Here is a 17992-nt window from a genome sequence, read left to right as displayed (position 1 = left end):
TTAAAACAGAATGGATGCCTAAGTTAGGTTATTCAGATATGAATACAGCGAGGCTGTCGATTAGTGATTATATAAATGGCTATTACAATCGATATCGCCCACATCAGTTTAACGGCGGATTTTCACCGTTAGCAGCAGAGAAAGAAAACGTAAAAACCTCTAACAAGATGGCCAGTTTTACTTGACCACTGCACTATACCTTCAAAAGAGGACAGTCCGTTGCTCTACCAACTGAGTTAAAGAGGAATGGTTCTATTTGTTAGTCTGTTGAACAGTTTCTAAATTTTAAGCAAAAAAAAGCCTACTCATTGAGTAGGCTTTTGAATGTGGCTCCTCTTGCTGGGCTTGAACCAGCGACACACGGATTAACAGTCCGTTGCTCTACCAACTGAGCTAAAGAGGAATTGTAAACTTCTCACTATTAAATCTAAATACGAATTAACAGTGTCTCTATCGCTCTACCAACTGAGCTAAAGAGGAATTGTTCTTTTAAGTCTTCAAATTATCAGACTCGTTACACTCGACATAATCAAGTTTAACTAAATGTGGCTCCTCTTGCTGGGCTTGAACCAGCGACACACGGATTAACAGTCCGTTGCTCTACCAACTGAGCTAAAGAGGAATTGTAACTTTCTCACTGTTAAATCTAAATAAAAATTAACAGTGTCTCTATTGCTCTATCAACTGAGCTAAAGAGTAATTGTAACTTTCTTACTATTAAATCTAAAAACAAATTAACAGTGTCTCTATTGCTCTATCAACTGAGCTAAAGAGGAATTAACTTTTTAAGTCCTTGGACTCGTCACACTCGATATAATCAAGTTTAACTAAATGTGGCTCCTCTTGCTGGGCTTGAACCAGCGACACACGGATTAACAGTCCGTTGCTCTACCAACTGAGCTAAAGAGGAATTGTTCTTTTAAGTCTTCAAATTATCAGACTCGTTACACTCGACATAATCAAGTTTAACTAAATGTGGCTCCTCTTGCTGGGCTTGAACCAGCGACACACGGATTAACAGTCCGTTGCTCTACCAACTGAGCTAAAGAGGAATTGTAACTTTCTCACTGTTAAATTTAAACACAAATTAACAGTGTCTCTATTGCTCTATCAACCGAGCTAAAGAGGAATTGTAACTTTCTCACTGTTAAATTTAAATACAAATTAACAGTGTCTCTATTGCTCTATCAACCGAGCTAAAGAGGAATTATAACTTGCTATGGTTTTATATAGCTAGCCTTCTATCATATCAATTGATTATATAATTGATAGTGTAACCAGAAACTTATTTGCTTCAGTCACGTTAAAGACGGGCGCAGTATATTTTTTGCGTTTAATCATGTCAACAAAAAAGGTAGATAAAAAAATTGGTTGCTGATAATTCAAGCAACCAATCACAATTACGGGCTAATTCGCCCTTTTATTGTTCAATATTAGAGCTGGTTAGATATCCCACTTAATACTTTTATTTATTTTTTCTTTCATCATTTCAAGTGGCTCGTCCGGTTCGCCGACAATAACGACACTTGCTTTACCAACCTGTTCAGAAATACCTTTAAGGTGTTTGTTGCTAAATTCAGCTGATGGTGTGAAGTTTGCACCTTCAGGTACAACAAATACGGTAACACGCCCTTTTTCACCTTTAAATATCATGTGTAAGGCTGAAGTACCTTCAAAGCTACAATAGTTAACAAACATCACTTCGCCTAGACCAGATTCTGCAGTACCACCATAAACGGCTAATTTAGCATTAACAGTTTGTAATGTAGCATTCTCATTTGCTTTGGCAGTTAAAAAATATTCTTGTTGTACATGCTGTAAAGCAATCGTTCCAATATCTGATGGTCCACTATGCTCAGTTAAGCTATTTAGCATAGGTAAACTTAAACCAATCACAAATGCAATTGATGCCGCGATCGCGACATGCCAACGAGCACTCATATTTTTATCACGTTCCAATGCAAAGCTTTGCTCTAACATGATCTTATCCGTCAGATCATCTGGCACTTCAATCTGTAAGCTATTTTTTAATAGTTTATCGAATGCTTTTGATTCATCTATTAATTTTTTTGCACTATCGGACTCTGTTACACGTGATAAAAACTGTTCTGACTTATCATTTGGCGTCGCTATTGCAGTATGACGAAATAAAATATCATCCATGCGCTTCTCCATTATTATTAATCTCTACTTTTAAGTTAGTTTTAAGTAAATTCTTTGCTCTAAATAATCGCGTTAAGACGGTGTTTTTATTTAGATCTAATTGTGTTGCTATTTCTTCAGCAGTAAAACCGGCAATAAGTTGTAATAATAAAGGTTCTTTATATTCAACCGGTAAAGCTGCTATTTTCTGTTGAATCAACTCTTGGTCATATGGACTAGAATTTTCTTCCGCTGCTATTTCATAATCATCTATATCAACTAATGATAATTGCTTACGTTCAAAGCGCCTTGCATTTTCTCGCCTTAAAATAGTGAATAACCATGCTTTTGCTGATTTATCATCTAATAAGCTATCAATATTTTTCCACGCTCGTAAGCAAGTTTCTTGTACCAGATCTTGAGCAACCTCAGGATCACGGCACACCCAGAATGCATAACGGTATAAATCCGTACTATACACATTCACTAATGATTCATATCGTTTTTGTTTTCTATTCATATCCTTAAGGACCGCGCATGACTCACTTTTATTTCGCTTTGATGTAAAAAAAATCATTATTTTCCTTAATTATTTACTTTAAGCCCAAAACAATGAGCCTATATATAAGTTTTTTTCTTAATAAGTAGTGTTATCACTGAACGACGAAACACCTTAAAATTTGAAGCTTTTTAATTTAATTTAAATTTTTTAATAATTTTGAAATTTTTTCTAAAAAAAAACGGTATCTATTGGTATAGCTAAAAAATAGAATTAAATAGGTCAAAGAGATAACTGTACTTTCCCTATTATAAAATAAACTTTCATACTGACTAAAACTTGGCTTTTTTATTTAATATTATATTGACTAGAGCTTATTGAGGAATAATAGTAATCTAATTTTTCAATAGAAATTGGTAAGCCATATAAGGACATTTCTACATAAATAAATTTAGCATTATGATCAATAACGAGAATCTTTTAAATAAGTTAAAAATTAATAATAGCACTTTGAGTAAGAAGAAAAATCACGCTTTTATAACAATTTTAAAATTGTATTACCCAACTACCTACTTTTAAATTAAATACAGATTCTATTTTCTTTCTACTACCCAATTTATTTAACGATTAGAAAGTCGTAATGTACATCAATTGCTTTTCCTTCAACTTCTATTATCATTTTCAATTGCCACAACATTCTATCTTCAGTACAAACACCAATCATGCTTTTAGCATGAAATTGAAGCTCTCCACCTTTTTTTGTTATAGGAGAGAATTTAATAGGGATTTGTCCCATAAACATGGTTTTACCCACTATTTTAGCACTCATGACTTGCCAGTTTTTAGCTTCACTTTTTAGTGTTAAGTTATACCAATGTTCAGGTACGATCTTTCCTTCATCAACAGATAAAACGAAGTTTCCTAATATTGAATTAAAAACACAGGGTTGAGAAAGATCACAAATTGTTTCATCAAGCTTTAACCCTTGCTCATCAGTTTTAGACTTATCCGTTTCTATTTCAGATAAATCAATGGTTCTCCAAATGAATAAACCAATCAGTAAACTAAGCATACTAACTAGTTGAATCAATCTACTTTTTGTAAGCATTGCAATTCCTTGTAAAAATAGTGGTTAACGCGCATTTTTTAAAACAAACATTAATTTTATTGACATTAAATCAATGGAAATCTGTTCATTTTTTTAATTGTCGCGTAAACTTCGGTCCAAATATAAATGTTTTCAGTTTAACTTTAAAACATTTATGTTGAATACTTATTTTTACGTCATAACGAACGTACATTGTAAATACATGCATGGAATCAACACAATGACAACCGCAACCAATATCCAACCTGACTACAACATGAAAGTAGTTCGTCAGTTTACACTTACCACCATTCTTTGGGGTATCGTTGGCATGAGTGTAGGGGTGCTTATCGCCGCTCAACTCGTATGGCCAGCTTTAAACTTCGATACACCTTGGCTTACTTACAGTCGTTTACGCCCCCTTCATACCAATGCTGTTATTTTTGCATTTGGTACGTCTGCGTTAATGGCCACTTCATTTTATGTCGTTCAACGCACCTGTCAAACTAGACTGTTTGGTGGTCCGTTAGCCTCTATCGTGTTTTGGGGATGGCAATTAGTAATTTTATCTGCTGCTATTTCATTGCCTTTGGGTTACACAACGTCAAAAGAATACGCTGAATTAGAATGGCCAATTGACTTGCTTATTACTGTCATTTGGGTGCTTTATGCTACGGTTTTCTTTGGCACAATGGCGATACGTAAAACGTCACACATTTATGTTGCGAATTGGTTCTTTGGTGCGTTTATTTTAACAGTAGCGGTATTGCACATTGTTAATAGCATGGCAATTCCAGTTTCAATGTCATCGATGAAATCATACTCTGTTTACGCGGGTGCAGTTGATGCGATGGTACAATGGTGGTACGGCCACAATGCCGTTGGTTTCTTATTAACAGCTGGCTTCCTTGGAATGATGTATTACTTCGTTCCTAAACAAGCAAACCGCCCTGTTTATTCTTATCGTTTATCAATTATTCATTTTTGGGCATTGATTGCCGTTTATATCTGGGCTGGTCCACATCACCTTCATTACACTGCATTACCTGATTGGGCTCAATCATTAGGTATGGTGATGTCACTGATCTTATTTGCTCCATCTTGGGGTGGCATGATCAATGGTATTATGACGCTATCTGGCGCGTGGCATAAACTACGTACAGACCCTATTTTACGTTTCTTAGTTGTTTCTCTTTCTTTCTACGGTATGTCTACGTTTGAAGGACCAATGATGGCGATTAAAACAGTTAATGCTTTATCGCATTATACTGACTGGACAATCGGTCACGTACACTCTGGTGCACTAGGTTGGGTAGCAATGGTTTCAATTGGTTCTATTTACCATTTGGTGCCACGTTTATTTGGTCAACAAGGTATGTACAGCACGGCATTAGTTAACTTGCACTTCTGGTTAGCAACTGTTGGTACTGTTTTATATATAGTAGCAATGTGGATTTCTGGTGTTATGCAAGGGCTAATGTGGCGTGCAGTAAATGCAGACGGTACATTAACGTATACCTTCGTTGAATCATTAGAGAAATCTTATCCGTTCTATGCATTACGTTTCCTAGGCGGTCTCATCTTCTTAACTGGTATGTTTGTAATGGCTTACAATACATTTAAAACAGTGACTGCAGAAGAAGGCTCTATCAAGCCTCAAGAATTAGCTTAGGAAGGAGTTGATAATGAAACACGAATTTATTGAAAAGAATGTTGGGTTATTAGCAATCCTTATTATCATTGCGATTAGCTTTGGTGGATTAGCACAAATTACGCCGTTAATATTCCAAAAAGAAACCAATACACCGGTTGATACATTACGCCCATACACAGCACTAGAAATGGAAGGCCGTGATATTTACATTCGCGAAGGTTGTAGCGTATGTCACAGCCAAATGATCCGACCTTTCCGCGCTGAGACTGAACGTTACGGTCATTACAGTATGGCTGGTGAAAGTGTTTGGGAGCATCCATTCCTATGGGGCTCTAAACGTACTGGACCTGATTTAGCACGTGTAGGTGGTCGTTATTCTGATGCTTGGCATGAAGTTCATTTAATGAATCCTCGTGATGTAGTATCTCAGTCAAATATGCCTGGCTTCCCATGGTTAGCAACTGATTTGTTAACAGGTGAAGACACTGCTCGTAAGTTAGAGATTTTCAACATGTTGACTAAAGGTCAAGGTCATAAAGATGAAAGTGGTGTAATACAGCCAATCTATACTGAACAAGACATTGCAGGCGCAAAAGCGGCAGTTGAAGGTAAAACTGAGATGCAAGCATTGATTGCATACTTACAATCACTTGGTCATGCGTTTAAATAATTAAAGTTAGTGCCTAGTAATAGGCACTTTAGGCTACTGGAGGCTATATGGATTTTGGCACTTTTAACGGATTATATACATTATTTTTAATTGTTATTTTCGTTGGGTTAATTTTATGGGCCTACAGTAAAAAACAAAAACAGTCATTTGAAGAAATGGGTAATTCTATTTTAGATGATGATCTGGACTCAACACAGTATGAAAGCACCTCAAGCGAACATACAGGAGCTAAAAAATAATGAGCATTTTTTGGACAATATGGATATCTGTCATCACATTAACCGTCATCATCGGTTGTGCAGTACTTCTAAAAGCAGCAAATACGAATAATACGGGTGTAAAAGAAGGCGAACCAATGCCGCACACTTTTGATGGTATTCAAGAATTAAATAATCCACTGCCTAAATGGTGGGTCGGTTTATTTTGGTTTACGATTGTTATCGCGTTAATTTACTCAATTGCATTTCCAAGCTACACAGCAAACTGGAATGGTTTTTTAAATTGGACGAGTGCAGATAAAAACGTTACAGATATAACAACACTTGATGCACGAGCAGAAACATCAAAATCACAATACCAACGTGAAATAGATGCTGCAGAAATTAAATACGGCGAAGTATTTAAACAACTCGTTTATACCGATGCTGGTGTTTATAAAGACATCGAAGTGATTGCTAAAGATTCTGAGGCAGTAAAAGTAGGCCAACGTTTATTCTTACAAAATTGTGCTCAATGTCATGGCTCTGATGCGCGTGGTAGTAAAGGCTTTCCAAATCTTACTGACGATGATTGGTTGTATGGTGGTGATCCATTAACAATCAAAGAAACATTAATGAATGGCCGTAACGCAGCAATGCCAGCTTGGAAAGATATTCTAGGCGAAGAGGGTATAAAAGAAGTAACAAGTTATGTACTACAACTGAGTGGTCGTCGTGTGAATGACATTGATGCTCAAGCTGGTGCGGAACGATTTGTGGTTTGTGCTGCATGTCATGGTGCTGACGGCAAAGGTTTACATGCATTTGGTGCTCCTAACCTTACGGATAAAGTGTGGTTATACGGTGGCTCACGTAAAGCAGTTGAAGATACATTAAACAATGGCCGAAATGGTGTAATGCCAGCTTGGAAAGATGTATTAGGCGAAGATAAGATTCAACTAATCTCTGCTTTTGTTTACTCTTTATCACAACCAAAATAAGTTAAATTTATTCGCTATTTAGCGTATTGAATCGAACATTTAAAGCCTCGTTAATCGAGGCTTTTTTATAGCTAAAATTCGTCATAAATGCTAGATTATCGCGTATTGCCTCCCCCTACTTTTAATAACAGGAATTGTCATGCAAACAGAAGTAAAAAAGTCTTGGTTTAAACAATTTTGGCCTTGGTTTTTAATTATTTTACCAATGGCTGCCGTTGTTGCCGGTATCAGTACTTTTATTATCGCCTCTGATAATAAACCCGATATGGTTGTTGATGATTATTATAAAACTGGCAAAGCAATTAATGCAGACTTAAGCTTATTAACTAACGCTAAAAAGTTAGGCCTTTCTGCTGAAGTCGTACAACAAGCAGATGGTTTATTAATCAAAATGAAGGGGTTAGAAACAAACACCTCAATCAGTTTTTCTTTATTTCATTCAACTCAATCTAAACGCGATAAACTTTCAATGCTAACCGCTGATGCGCAAGGCAATTACCATTATGAAACAGATCAACCATTAGAAGGTAAATGGTCACTTCGCCTTGAACCCTTTGATAAGAAGTGGCGCTTAGAAAAGAAAGTGGTTTTTCCATCTGACAAAATAGCATTGTAAATGCAACAGGTAAGCCAATGCTTTCATTGTGGAGAGCCTAACCCAGCCAATTCGATTTTTCAGGTTCTTATTAATGGAGAGCAACAAACAATGTGTTGCCCAGGTTGCCAAGCGGTAGCACAAACCATTGTTGATAGTGGTTTAAGCTCTTATTATGAACATAGAACAGAAGTTGCAGCTAAAGGTGAATCGTTAATCCCAGATGAACTGCAACAACTTGAACATTATGATATTGAACAAATTCAACTCGACTTTATAAAACAAAATGGCAACACCACTGAAATAACATTAACTGTTGAAGGCATTAGTTGCGCTGCTTGTGCTTGGCTCATTGAAAAGCAATTACGTTTTTTACCTGGCCTTATTTTTGTTAATGTGAATACCACTTTAAACCGTGCTGTGATTCGTTGGGATAATGAACAGCTGGTACTCAGTAAAATACTAGAACAAATCCAACGTATTGGTTACAAAGCCTACCCTTTCCAAGTTAATCAACAAGAGTTGTTTTATACTAAACAAGTAAAATCTTACTTACGTAGGTTAGGGCTTGCGGGCCTTGCAACTATGCAGGTAATGATGTTTGCGATCGCCTTATATGCTGATTTCTTTTCAGGTATGCAACAAGAGTTTATTACTTACTTCAGGTGGGTTAGCTTTATTCTTGCAACACCGGTACTCTTGTATAGCGCACAACCTTTTTATGTAAATGCATGGCGTAATATCCGCAATAAAACATTAGGCATGGATATTCCTATTTCTATTGCTTTATTAGGTGCCTATTCTGCCTCCGGTTATGCAACTATCGTAGGGAGAGGAGAGGTCTATTTCGAGTCTGTCTCGATGTTCACCTTCTTACTATTATTAGGGCGTTTATTAGAACTCCGAGCTCGTCGTAAAGCATCTGAAACCAGTAGTAATTTATTACGTTTGCTTCCCTCGATGGCGACATTATTAGAAAAAAATGATGGTATTATTAGCCATCACTTAACCCCCGCAAAAACACTCATACCAGGGCAATATATACTCGTTAAGCCAGGTGAAACTATTGCAATTGATGGCATCATTATTGATGGGAAAAGTAGTATTGAAGAGTCAATGCTTACTGGTGAACATTTACCTGTTTTTAAAAAGTCACAAGATAATGTTTATGCAGGTACTGTTAATATTAGTAGTGTATTAACCATTGAAGTGGTGAATATAGGTAACAACACGCTTATTTCAGACATCATACAATTACAAAATAGCGCACAGCAAAATAAACCTCAAATCGAAATAATGGCAGATATCGTATCACGTTATTTCGTGGCAGCTTTATTGTTGGTAGCAACCCTGACTTATATTGGATGGAGCCTTATTGATCCTGACCAAGCATTTTGGATCACTTTGTCGGTACTGGTTGCCACTTGCCCGTGTGCATTATCTCTTGCAACACCAACTGCGTTAACCTGTGCTACTGCGCAGCTTAATAAACAAGGCATTTTAATTAAGCAACATCACGTATTAGAAACGGTGAATAAAATACATCATGTTGTTTTTGATAAAACAGGCACGTTAACGCAAGGTGATTTTAAATTGCTTAATACGCATCTACCCGCGCCAGGCCTTACAAATTACCAATATAATAAACAACAATGTATTAATCTTGCCGCAAATATTGAAATGAACTCAGAGCACCCTATTGCAGTTGCTTTCACTCAATTAAAAAGCCAAACTTTAATATTAAACAATATTGAAAATATTCCAGGGCAAGGCTTACAAGCAACTTGGGAAGATAGTGGTCAAAAATCACAAGTGAAATTAGGTCATGCAGCGTTCTGTGGAATGACTAGAGAACTAAGTAGCCAAGAGTTATTGATCTATTTGACTGTGAATCAACAATTAATTGCAACCTTTGAGTTAGGTGATGAAATACGTGAATCAGCAATGGATTTAGTTAGTTTTTGTCATAAAAACAACTTAGAAACCACCATGTTAACTGGTGATATTTCAGATAAAAGTGAACAAGTCGCTAAGCAACTTAACATTAAAAATGTAGTCAAAGGTGTTAGTCCACAACAAAAATTAGCGCATATCGAAACGTTACAACAATCGCAGCAAGTTATGATGATTGGCGACGGTATCAATGATGCACCGGTATTAGCAGGTGCCCATATTTCTGTCGCATTAGCTAGCGGTACTGACATTGCTAAAAATAGTGCTGACGTTATTTTATTAGGCTCTGATTTACGTAAAATAAACCTATTAACGACTAATGCTAAGCAAACAACACGTATCATTAAAGAAAACCTAGCTTGGGCTATCGGATATAACTTAATCATAGTCCCTTTAGCGGTGATGGGCTTAGTTCCTCCCTACGTCGCGGTCTTAGGTATGTCTTTTAGCTCATTAATTGTAGTGAGCAATTCATTAAGGTTATTAAAATGAATATTATCTATGTATTGATTCCGATTGCAATGATCTTTGTATCCATTGCTGTATTAGTATTTTTTTGGGCCGTTAAGTCTAATCAGTATGATGACCTAGATAGAGAAGGTGTAAATATTTTATTTGATGAAGATGTACAACCATCAAAACCAATGAAAAAAACGCAGGCAGATATTGAACACTCTGAAGGAAAGGTATCTAAAACAACTCCCTTGAAAATAAGTGATATAAAACCAGATGCTCATTAATGACTTTTTAAGTGCTTTTTTAATTGGTTTACTAGGTGCTGGGCATTGTATTGGCATGTGTTCAGGGATTGCTAGTGCACTGAGCTTTTCAATCAACCCTGATCAAAAAAATGGATTACTTTCATTACTACTCTATAACTTAGGCCGCATAACGAGTTATTCAGTGGCAGGGTTTATCTTCGCAGCCAGTAGCAGTGTATTAATTATCTGGATGGGAGGCAAAGAATCCCTTATTTATTTACGTATTATCGCTGCCATCATGATGCTGTTATTAGCATTTTATATTGCTAGATTATGGAATGGCTTAATAATAGTAGAGCGAGCCGGACAATTTTTCTGGAAATTCATAAAACCTTTAGCACAATATTTTTTGCCGCTAAAGCACCCTGCTTTAGCTTTCCCTCTCGGATTTTTCTGGGGTTGGTTACCTTGTGGTTTAGTTTACTCATCTTTGGTCTGGGCAATTAGTACGGCGAATGGGCTTAATGGTTTAGTGATCATGCTGGGTTTTGGTTTAGGTACATTACCTGCCATGATGCTAGTGGGCTCTTTAAGCCATCAATTAAAAAATATTCTCAATAAAAAATGGTTTAGATATAGCAGCGGATTAATATTGGCACTATTTGCTTTTCAAACTATTTATATCGCAATGACACAATTATATTAGTAGTTAACCTCAGTTCTGGATAAGCAAAGCGATACGACACCGCGATTTCCACAGGTTTATGGGTTAAATTATCTATCAATAACCAGCTATTGCTCCAATAATTCTCCTTGAGCGATGCAAAATTAACGGCACTGTACAATAAAAATCATAACATAATGATTTTAAATATAATTCTTCTTTCATTAATCAGAATTGAGGTTTGTGAATACCTCTATTAAACCTAATGTTTCGAAAATACTGACCTAGGTAAGCAACTTTGTGATTAACAATTTCAAAGCCACTTTAGAAGGTGTTAGTATCACTACAAACCAATAATATTTAAGAGCTAATTATGGATAAAAGTAACTCAAGTCGAGCACAAACAGGCGCTAATTCAATTCACTGTCAAGATTGTAGTATTAGTCAATTATGCATTCCTTACTCTCTTAATGAGACTGAATTAGATCGTTTAGATACTATTATCGAACGTAAGAAACCAGTTCAAAAAGGCAGTGAACTTTTTAAAGCCGGCGACAACATGAGATGTTTATATGCCATTCGTTCTGGTACTTTAAAATCTTATACGATCACAGAGCAAGGCGATGAACAAATTACAGCTTTCCATCTCGCTGGTGATTTAGTCGGCTTTGATGGAATTAGTACAGGTACACATCCAAGCTTTGCACAAGCACTTGAAACGGCGATGATTTGTGAAATCCCCTATGACACTTTAGATGAATTGTCGACAACGATGCCTAAATTAAGACAACAAATTTTACGCTTAATGAGCGCTGAAATTGTCGGCGATCAGAATATGATTTTATTATTGTCGAAAAAGAATGCAGAAGAAAGATTAGCTTCATTTATTCATAACTTATCAGTTCGCTTTGCTGCTCGTGGTTTCTCGCCAAAAGAGTTTAGATTATCGATGACACGCGGTGATATCGGTAATTACTTAGGTCTAACCGTTGAAACAATTAGTCGTTTATTAGGTCGCTTCCAAAAAAGTGGCATGATTGCCGTTAAAGGTAAATATATTACTGTATTAGATAATGCTCAATTATCTGAATTAGCAGGATCACTCGTTTAAAATCAACAAGCTCTTATCTACTACACAACTTGCCAGAAAATAAATTAATTTCCATTTTCTGGCAGATATCACTATCCGTTTGCCCTTATTTGATCTAAGTTATAGTTATATAGATTATTAAAAATTGGAGGCTAACATGCTTAAATACCGTAATATTTTAGTTTATATAGATCCAACACAGGAAGAGCAACCCGCTTTACAACGTGCAATTGAAATTGCGGAAAAAGAAAAAGAGATTAAAATAACTTTATTCTTATCCTGTTACGACCTTACCTACGAAATGACCTCTTTAAGCTCTATGGAAGAACGTCAAGCGATGCAATCTTTAGTTATACGTGATAACAAAGAATGGTTAGAAACGCTTGCTGCACCTTATAGAGAGCAGGGCCATACCATAAACTGCCAAGTGCATTGGCATAACCGCCCTTTCCAAGCGGCCATTCAGTTAATACTAAAAGAAGGTTATGATTTATTAATAAAATCGACCCATCCGCATCCTCGACTTAGTGCCATTTTATTCACGCCGACAGATTGGAATTTATTACGTAAGTGCCCAATCCCATTATTGTTGGTTAAAGTTAAATCCTGGCCTGAAAATGGTAATATTTTATGTGCTGTAGATTGTAAAAGTATTGAAGATCCAGATCATCATAATTTGAATGAGGCTATTTTAGCCGAAGCGAATGACATCGCAGAAATGGTAAAATCAAATGTCCACGTCGTCAATGCTTATCCTAGTCCACCAATGAATATTATGATGGAGCTACCTGAATTTGATCCTATTCATTATGAAGACGGATTAAAGAAATTCCACCAAAAAACATTAAATGATTATGCGAATAAATATAATATCGAAACGCAAAACATTCATTTACGACAAGGTTTACCGGAAGATGCTATTAGCGATGTAGCACAAGAAATTAAAGCAGAATTGGTTATTTTAGGAACGGTGGGCCGTTCTGGTATAGGCTTAACACTATTAGGCCACACTGCAGAACAAGTCATTGATAAGCTAGACAGTGATTTACTTGCCCTAAAACCAGATGGGTTTATAAGCCCAATAAAATTAGAATCATAATTGTTCGCTTTTGACATAACCTAAAAGCGTCTAAAACATGGTCTAACTCTTTGTTTTTCTGGCATAACATACTGAAAATGACATTCTTAAATAACACTATTAAATAGCATTCTTAAAATAAAAAAGTCCAATAACCTGTTTAATGGTTATTGGACTTTTCTCATTTAGATGACGCTAATTAAACAGCTGTATTTAAATAACGAACACACTCTTTTATAGTTTATAGTTTAAATACTTCAACTGATTTGTTTAAAGCAGCGGCTATATTTAATAGCTCTGAGGCTCTTTTAGTATTATTTATTGAAAAATCAAAGGTCATTTTAGCCACATCATTGATACCAACAATACTTTGGTTAATGTCAGCTGCAGCGATTTTTTGTCGCTCAGTTGATGCTGCAATTTGATTATTCATATCTTGAATAATAGAAACGGCACGACGTATCTCTTCTAAGGCATTAATAGCTTCTTGTGATTTTTTCACCGTTAATTGTGCGTTATCAACGTTAACCTGCATAAGCTCCACCGAGTTTTTTGACTCATTTTGTAAACGACTAATCACCACTTGAGTTTCAACAATGCTTTCTTGGGTTCTATTAGCAAGGTCTCTTACTTCATCTGCTACCACAGCAAAACCTCTGCCCTGTCCAACCGCTCGAGCAGCTTCAATCGCCGCATTTAATGCAAGTGAATTAGTTTTCTCGGAGATGCCACGGATAACTTTAATAATGCTCCCTATATTCTCAACTTCCCCATCTAGTTTATACATCACTTGCTGCACATGATTAATGCCTTCGATTAGCGTTGAAATATTAGTATTCATTTCATTGACAACACTAAGACCTTTAGTCGATTGTTTATTGACTCGATCCACCGCCGTTGAAGTAGATAAAGTATTACGAGCAACTTCATCGACTGTTACAGACATTTCATTGATCGCTGCAGACGTTTGCTCTAGCTTCATCATTTGCGACTCTGAGCTACTATTGACACTTGAAGCAGACTCTGACATTTGTGCCGATGAAATATTTAACTGCCCAGTAGAGATATTAATATGCTGAATAATACTTTTTAAATTACCCACCATAATGAGAATAGCATTATAAATCCCGGTTTCACTGCCTGTACCAGCAGTAACTGAATTAAGTTTCCCTTGTGAAATTCTGTTTACGATCGCTTCAATATCAGCAGGCTCTCCGCCAATAGCGCGATACATTACTTTAATAACAATCAAATAAATAAGGCACAACGATAAAATCGTAAATATTAATGTAATAAATAAGCTAACTTGTAAATTTTCATTCGAAGCTTCATTAATATCACTCCAACTACTCCAAGCCCATACAGTCCAATTTAAAGAGTCCATTACAATACTAGAAACGGTATATTCGATCCCATCCAAATAGTAATCATGATTACTAAGGCTTTTATCTTTAAACTCCTTATAAGAAGGACGCTCGTTGTATATATTTTTACCGATTAACCCTACTTCTTTTGCAGCCAATAGATAACCATCTTGACGACTAACAAAAATATTATTTTCAGGGGCTAAATCTTGAATAAAGCCAGTAATTTGATTAATACCAATATTTAAAGCCAATACACCTACAACCTCTCCGTTACGTTTGAGAGAAACAGCTAGTGCAGTGACTTTATTTCCAAGGCTACTAACATATGGACTTGTAACAATTTTATCTTCACCATTAAATGATCGAAGGTACCACTCTCTATTTATTTCTTTAGCATTAAAATCGACTTCTAAACCATCACTTTGGTGAGTATAAGTTAACCCATCCTCAGTAGTAACAAACACATCAAGAACACCTAAATTATTGGCAATTGTATGCAATGATTGCACGATTTTAGGTAGATTTAATAAGCCAGTTTCATCAATTTCAATATCATCAGCCATGACATTTAACACATCAAAATAACGCTCTACTTTTTGCTCAAGTGCTTTGGATATTAAAAAAGCTTGGTTATCGAGCTTTGCAGTTTTATTGACTGTTGATGCTGATTTAAAATTACTAAAACCGACACACGATACTAACAATACGGCTGATGAGAACAGTAGCCCGATTAATAGTAGTATTTTTACTTTCGCAATCATATTTACTCTGCCTAAAATGAGCCGTTTTTATTCGAGAGACTGTCTATCAAATTGTTGTATTAAAATATTCTTTTATCGCTTTATAACGAGACTGATAGGGAGATAACAGATAATTAAGCGCTAGAGTAAATAGATCATGAAGTTAATAGATTACGGTACATGATTTATTATAGTTTATTATTATTCTTATTAGGGGCTCAATAACACTCAATGCGTTAGATCGAGATTAATCCCCTAAAGAAACTAGCTACAGATTTAATCTTTTGTCTGTAAATAGTTAAGTACAACTTCATGATGATCTTTAGTTTTGAATTTATTAAAAATATGTTCTAGATTACCTTTCTCATCAATTAAGAAAGAAGTTCTCACTACGCCCATATTCTCTTTACCCATAAATTTCTTTAACTGCCAAACACCAAAGCTTTCACAAACACTGTGATCTTGATCTCCAAGTAAAGTAAAATTAAGCGCTTGTTTGTTAATAAAGTTAGTCAATTTTTTAGACGTATCAGGACTGATCCCTAGTACGACAACATTTAACGCAGCAAGATCATCTTTACTATCTCTTAAAGCACAAGCCTGTGTTGTACAACCCGGTGTTGAGGCTCTTGGGTAAAAATAAACTAATACCTTTTTACCAAGATAATCACTTAACGTAACAGGTGAGTCATTTTCGTCTGGCAAGGTGAAGTTTGGTACTAAGCTACCGATTTCTAACATAATATTTATTCCTGTCATTTAATATTTAAATTGATTATTCAGTATTTCAAGATCAATTTAACTTAATGGTTAATTGCCTTAACACCTGAAAATTAAATTTCTTTATTTTTTATTACTATTACTTTACTAAAATATATTACTTTTCAATTAGTTCTATTTCATCTGACTCTACTTGTACGGCAGGCCATGCATTTAACACAGCTTTTACCAGTGTTGCTAAAGGTATTGCAAAAAATACGCCCCAGAACCCCCACAAGCCTCCAAAAATCAACACAGAAATAATGATAACGACCGGATGTAAATTAACGGCTTCAGAAAACAATATAGGCACAATTAAATTACCATCAAGTGTTTGAATGATACCGTAAGCAATCATCAAATAAGCGAACTCAGGCGAGATCCCCCATTGGAATAACGCGACAACAGCAACAGGAACCGTCACTGCAGCAGCACCAATATAAGGAATGAGCACCGATAATCCAACCAGTACAGCCAATAAAGCGGAATAACGTAAATCCATAAAAAAGAAAGTAAAGTAAGTAGCAACACCAACAATTAAGATCTCTGTTATTTTACCACGAATATAATTCATAATTTGACCATTCATTTCAGACCAAACCTGTGCTGCTAACTTACGGTTTTGGGGTAAAAATCGAACCATGCTAGCAATTAATTGATTTTTATCTTTAAGCATAAAAATCATCATCAATGGCACTAATACCGCATAAACTAATAACGCAGCAATATTTAATAAAGAAGCAAAAGATTGTGACAATAAAAAACCACCACTGTCGACTAAATAGCTTTTTATCGTGCCAATGATATGCGTAATGGTAACCGGATCAATAGCATCAGGATAATGAGCAGGCAAAGTCAAAATATAAGCTTGTCCTTGATTTAACATCGTAGGCAAGTCACGGATAAAAGAAGTAGCTTGCTTGAAAATGGTAGGTAATACGCCTAAGAAAGCAAAAATAGAAATAGAGATAAATAACAACATCACAATTAATGTAGCAAATGTTCTATTTATTTTAAAACGCATTAAATAAGTCACCGGCCAATCGAGCAAATAAGCTAATACAATGGCAACAAATAGAGGGGCTAAAATATTGCCAAAAAGATAAATGACAATAAAAGAAAATAACAAAAGTAGGAACAAAACACTTAAATTAGGGTCTGAAAAACGTGTCTTATACCATTGAAATAGTTGCATAAACATTGAAGATTAATCCTTCTATTGGTGCACAGTGGTCGTGTTATAGGCCAGAAACACTTATAAACAACAATTTACTTTAGGCAGCTAAAGCACTTTTTATCTCGATAATATCTAAGCTTATTTATTATCTAAGGTAATCAATAATGTATTTTGATTACCGCGATAGCAATAGTTTTTTTTATCCAAATACAGGCGAATATCTTGTATTGCGGCTTGATTAGAAAATAACACCTCGAGATGGGATCCATTATCTAAGACAAGTAATTGCTGTTTTAATAAAACGAGTGCTAATGGGCAACGTATTTGGCGTAAATCTAAACTTTGCATAGATACTATCTTATTGCGCTTAAATAAGTGATAAATAAATGAATTATAGCATTTTCTTTAATTGAATAGTTCATTATAGCGCAATAAAAACAACCGTATTTCGCAACAAAATGTGAGCTGAAATGCTATGCTCGTTATTTAATGTCAGTTTCTTAACATAGTTAAACATTAATAGTAAATTGACAGTTTAAGACAATATGATTTTAAGGTTTATCACTTTGATCTATCTGACATCTTGTTACGTAATTTGAATTATCTCACTATGGCAGC

At 35.5% G+C, this 17992-nt stretch carries 17 protein-coding genes, 4 tRNA genes and 1 pseudogene; 11 read left to right on the top strand and 11 right to left on the bottom strand.

Going from position 1 to position 17992, the window contains the following annotated elements; genetic code table 11:
- A pseudogene (locus SP041_RS20870) lies at positions 1-185 on the top strand (IS3 family transposase); the annotation flags it as partial.
- Between the two features lie 142 nt (positions 186-327).
- On the opposite strand, the gene SP041_RS11335 reads toward SP041_RS20870, so the two are convergent.
- From SP041_RS11335 to SP041_RS11305, 7 genes are all read right to left on the bottom strand, one after another.
- Positions 328-403 (bottom strand) — tRNA-Asn (locus SP041_RS11335).
- A gap of 143 nt (positions 404-546) precedes the next feature.
- Positions 547-622 (bottom strand) — tRNA-Asn (locus SP041_RS11330).
- A 212-nt stretch (positions 623-834) separates the two neighbouring features.
- Positions 835-910: transfer RNA gene (locus tag SP041_RS11325), tRNA-Asn, on the bottom strand.
- Between the two features lie 66 nt (positions 911-976).
- A tRNA-Asn gene (locus SP041_RS11320) sits at positions 977-1052 on the bottom strand.
- A gap of 391 nt (positions 1053-1443) precedes the next feature.
- A complete protein-coding gene (locus SP041_RS11315) occupies positions 1444-2163 on the bottom strand; it encodes a DUF3379 family protein (protein WP_137297813.1) in 720 nt (239 codons plus the stop codon).
- A complete protein-coding gene (locus SP041_RS11310; RefSeq protein ID WP_137297812.1) occupies positions 2156-2719 on the bottom strand; it encodes a sigma-70 family RNA polymerase sigma factor in 564 nt (187 codons plus the stop codon). The genes SP041_RS11315 and SP041_RS11310 overlap by 8 nt, the downstream gene beginning before the upstream one ends.
- A gap of 538 nt (positions 2720-3257) precedes the next feature.
- Positions 3258-3749 (bottom strand): hypothetical protein, encoded by a 492-nt coding sequence (locus tag SP041_RS11305; RefSeq protein ID WP_137297811.1) that lies wholly within the window; start codon positions 3747-3749, stop codon positions 3258-3260.
- A 220-nt stretch (positions 3750-3969) separates the two neighbouring features.
- On the opposite strand from SP041_RS11305, the gene ccoN reads away from it, so the two are divergent.
- From ccoN to uspE, 10 genes are all read left to right on the top strand, one after another.
- A complete protein-coding gene (ccoN, locus tag SP041_RS11300; protein ID WP_137297810.1) occupies positions 3970-5400 on the top strand; it encodes a cytochrome-c oxidase, cbb3-type subunit I in 1431 nt (476 codons plus the stop codon).
- Between the two features lie 13 nt (positions 5401-5413).
- A complete protein-coding gene (gene ccoO, locus SP041_RS11295; RefSeq protein WP_137297809.1) occupies positions 5414-6052 on the top strand; it encodes a cytochrome-c oxidase, cbb3-type subunit II in 639 nt (212 codons plus the stop codon).
- A gap of 47 nt (positions 6053-6099) precedes the next feature.
- The gene (locus tag SP041_RS11290) at positions 6100-6291 is read left to right on the top strand and encodes a cbb3-type cytochrome c oxidase subunit 3 (RefSeq protein ID WP_137297808.1); all 192 of its coding nucleotides are present in this window, start codon (positions 6100-6102) and stop codon (positions 6289-6291) included.
- A complete protein-coding gene (gene ccoP / locus SP041_RS11285) occupies positions 6291-7250 on the top strand; it encodes a cytochrome-c oxidase, cbb3-type subunit III (protein WP_137297807.1) in 960 nt (319 codons plus the stop codon). The genes SP041_RS11290 and ccoP overlap by 1 nt, the downstream gene beginning before the upstream one ends.
- Positions 7251-7389: 139 nt before the next feature.
- On the top strand, positions 7390-7866 hold the full coding sequence (locus SP041_RS11280; RefSeq protein WP_137297806.1) for a FixH family protein: 477 nt from the start codon (positions 7390-7392) through the stop codon (positions 7864-7866).
- Entirely contained in the window at positions 7867-10290 is a 2424-nt protein-coding gene (locus tag SP041_RS11275; protein WP_137297805.1) for a heavy metal translocating P-type ATPase, read from the top strand.
- Complete coding sequence (gene ccoS, locus SP041_RS11270) at positions 10287-10538, top strand: cbb3-type cytochrome oxidase assembly protein CcoS (RefSeq protein ID WP_137297804.1); 252 nt, start codon at positions 10287-10289, stop codon at positions 10536-10538. The genes SP041_RS11275 and ccoS overlap by 4 nt, the downstream gene beginning before the upstream one ends.
- Positions 10528-11205, top strand: coding sequence for a sulfite exporter TauE/SafE family protein (locus tag SP041_RS11265; protein ID WP_137297803.1), 678 nt, complete (start codon positions 10528-10530; stop codon positions 11203-11205). Before ccoS ends, SP041_RS11265 begins: the two co-directional genes overlap by 11 nt.
- A gap of 331 nt (positions 11206-11536) precedes the next feature.
- Positions 11537-12274 (top strand): FNR family transcription factor, encoded by a 738-nt coding sequence (locus SP041_RS11260; protein WP_137297802.1) that lies wholly within the window; start codon positions 11537-11539, stop codon positions 12272-12274.
- Positions 12275-12410: 136 nt separating this feature from the next.
- Positions 12411-13352, top strand: a complete 942-nt coding sequence (gene uspE / locus SP041_RS11255) for a universal stress protein UspE (RefSeq protein ID WP_137297801.1) — start codon at positions 12411-12413, stop codon at positions 13350-13352.
- A 220-nt stretch (positions 13353-13572) separates the two neighbouring features.
- Here the strand turns inward: uspE and SP041_RS11250 are convergent, their stop codons facing one another.
- From SP041_RS11250 to SP041_RS11235, 4 genes are all read right to left on the bottom strand, one after another.
- Entirely contained in the window at positions 13573-15459 is a 1887-nt protein-coding gene (locus SP041_RS11250) for a methyl-accepting chemotaxis protein (RefSeq protein WP_137297800.1), read from the bottom strand.
- 255 nt (positions 15460-15714) lie between these two features.
- Positions 15715-16179 carry a thioredoxin-dependent thiol peroxidase gene (gene bcp / locus SP041_RS11245; RefSeq protein ID WP_170968544.1) on the bottom strand — a complete coding sequence of 155 codons (465 nt, stop codon included), beginning with the start codon at positions 16177-16179 and terminating at the stop codon, positions 15715-15717.
- Between the two features lie 136 nt (positions 16180-16315).
- Positions 16316-17398: an AI-2E family transporter gene (locus SP041_RS11240; protein WP_137297799.1), complete on the bottom strand. Its 1083-nt coding sequence runs from the start codon at positions 17396-17398 to the stop codon at positions 16316-16318.
- Positions 17399-17512: 114 nt separating this feature from the next.
- On the bottom strand, positions 17513-17722 hold the full coding sequence (locus SP041_RS11235) for a sulfurtransferase TusA family protein (protein ID WP_137297798.1): 210 nt from the start codon (positions 17720-17722) through the stop codon (positions 17513-17515).
- Positions 17723-17992: the final 270 nt, after the last annotated feature.

Source organism: Psychromonas sp. SP041 (assembly GCF_000470315.2).
In the GTDB taxonomy this organism is placed as follows: domain Bacteria; phylum Pseudomonadota; class Gammaproteobacteria; order Enterobacterales; family Psychromonadaceae; genus Psychromonas.
This window is presented reverse-complemented; position numbering and strand designations above follow the sequence as displayed.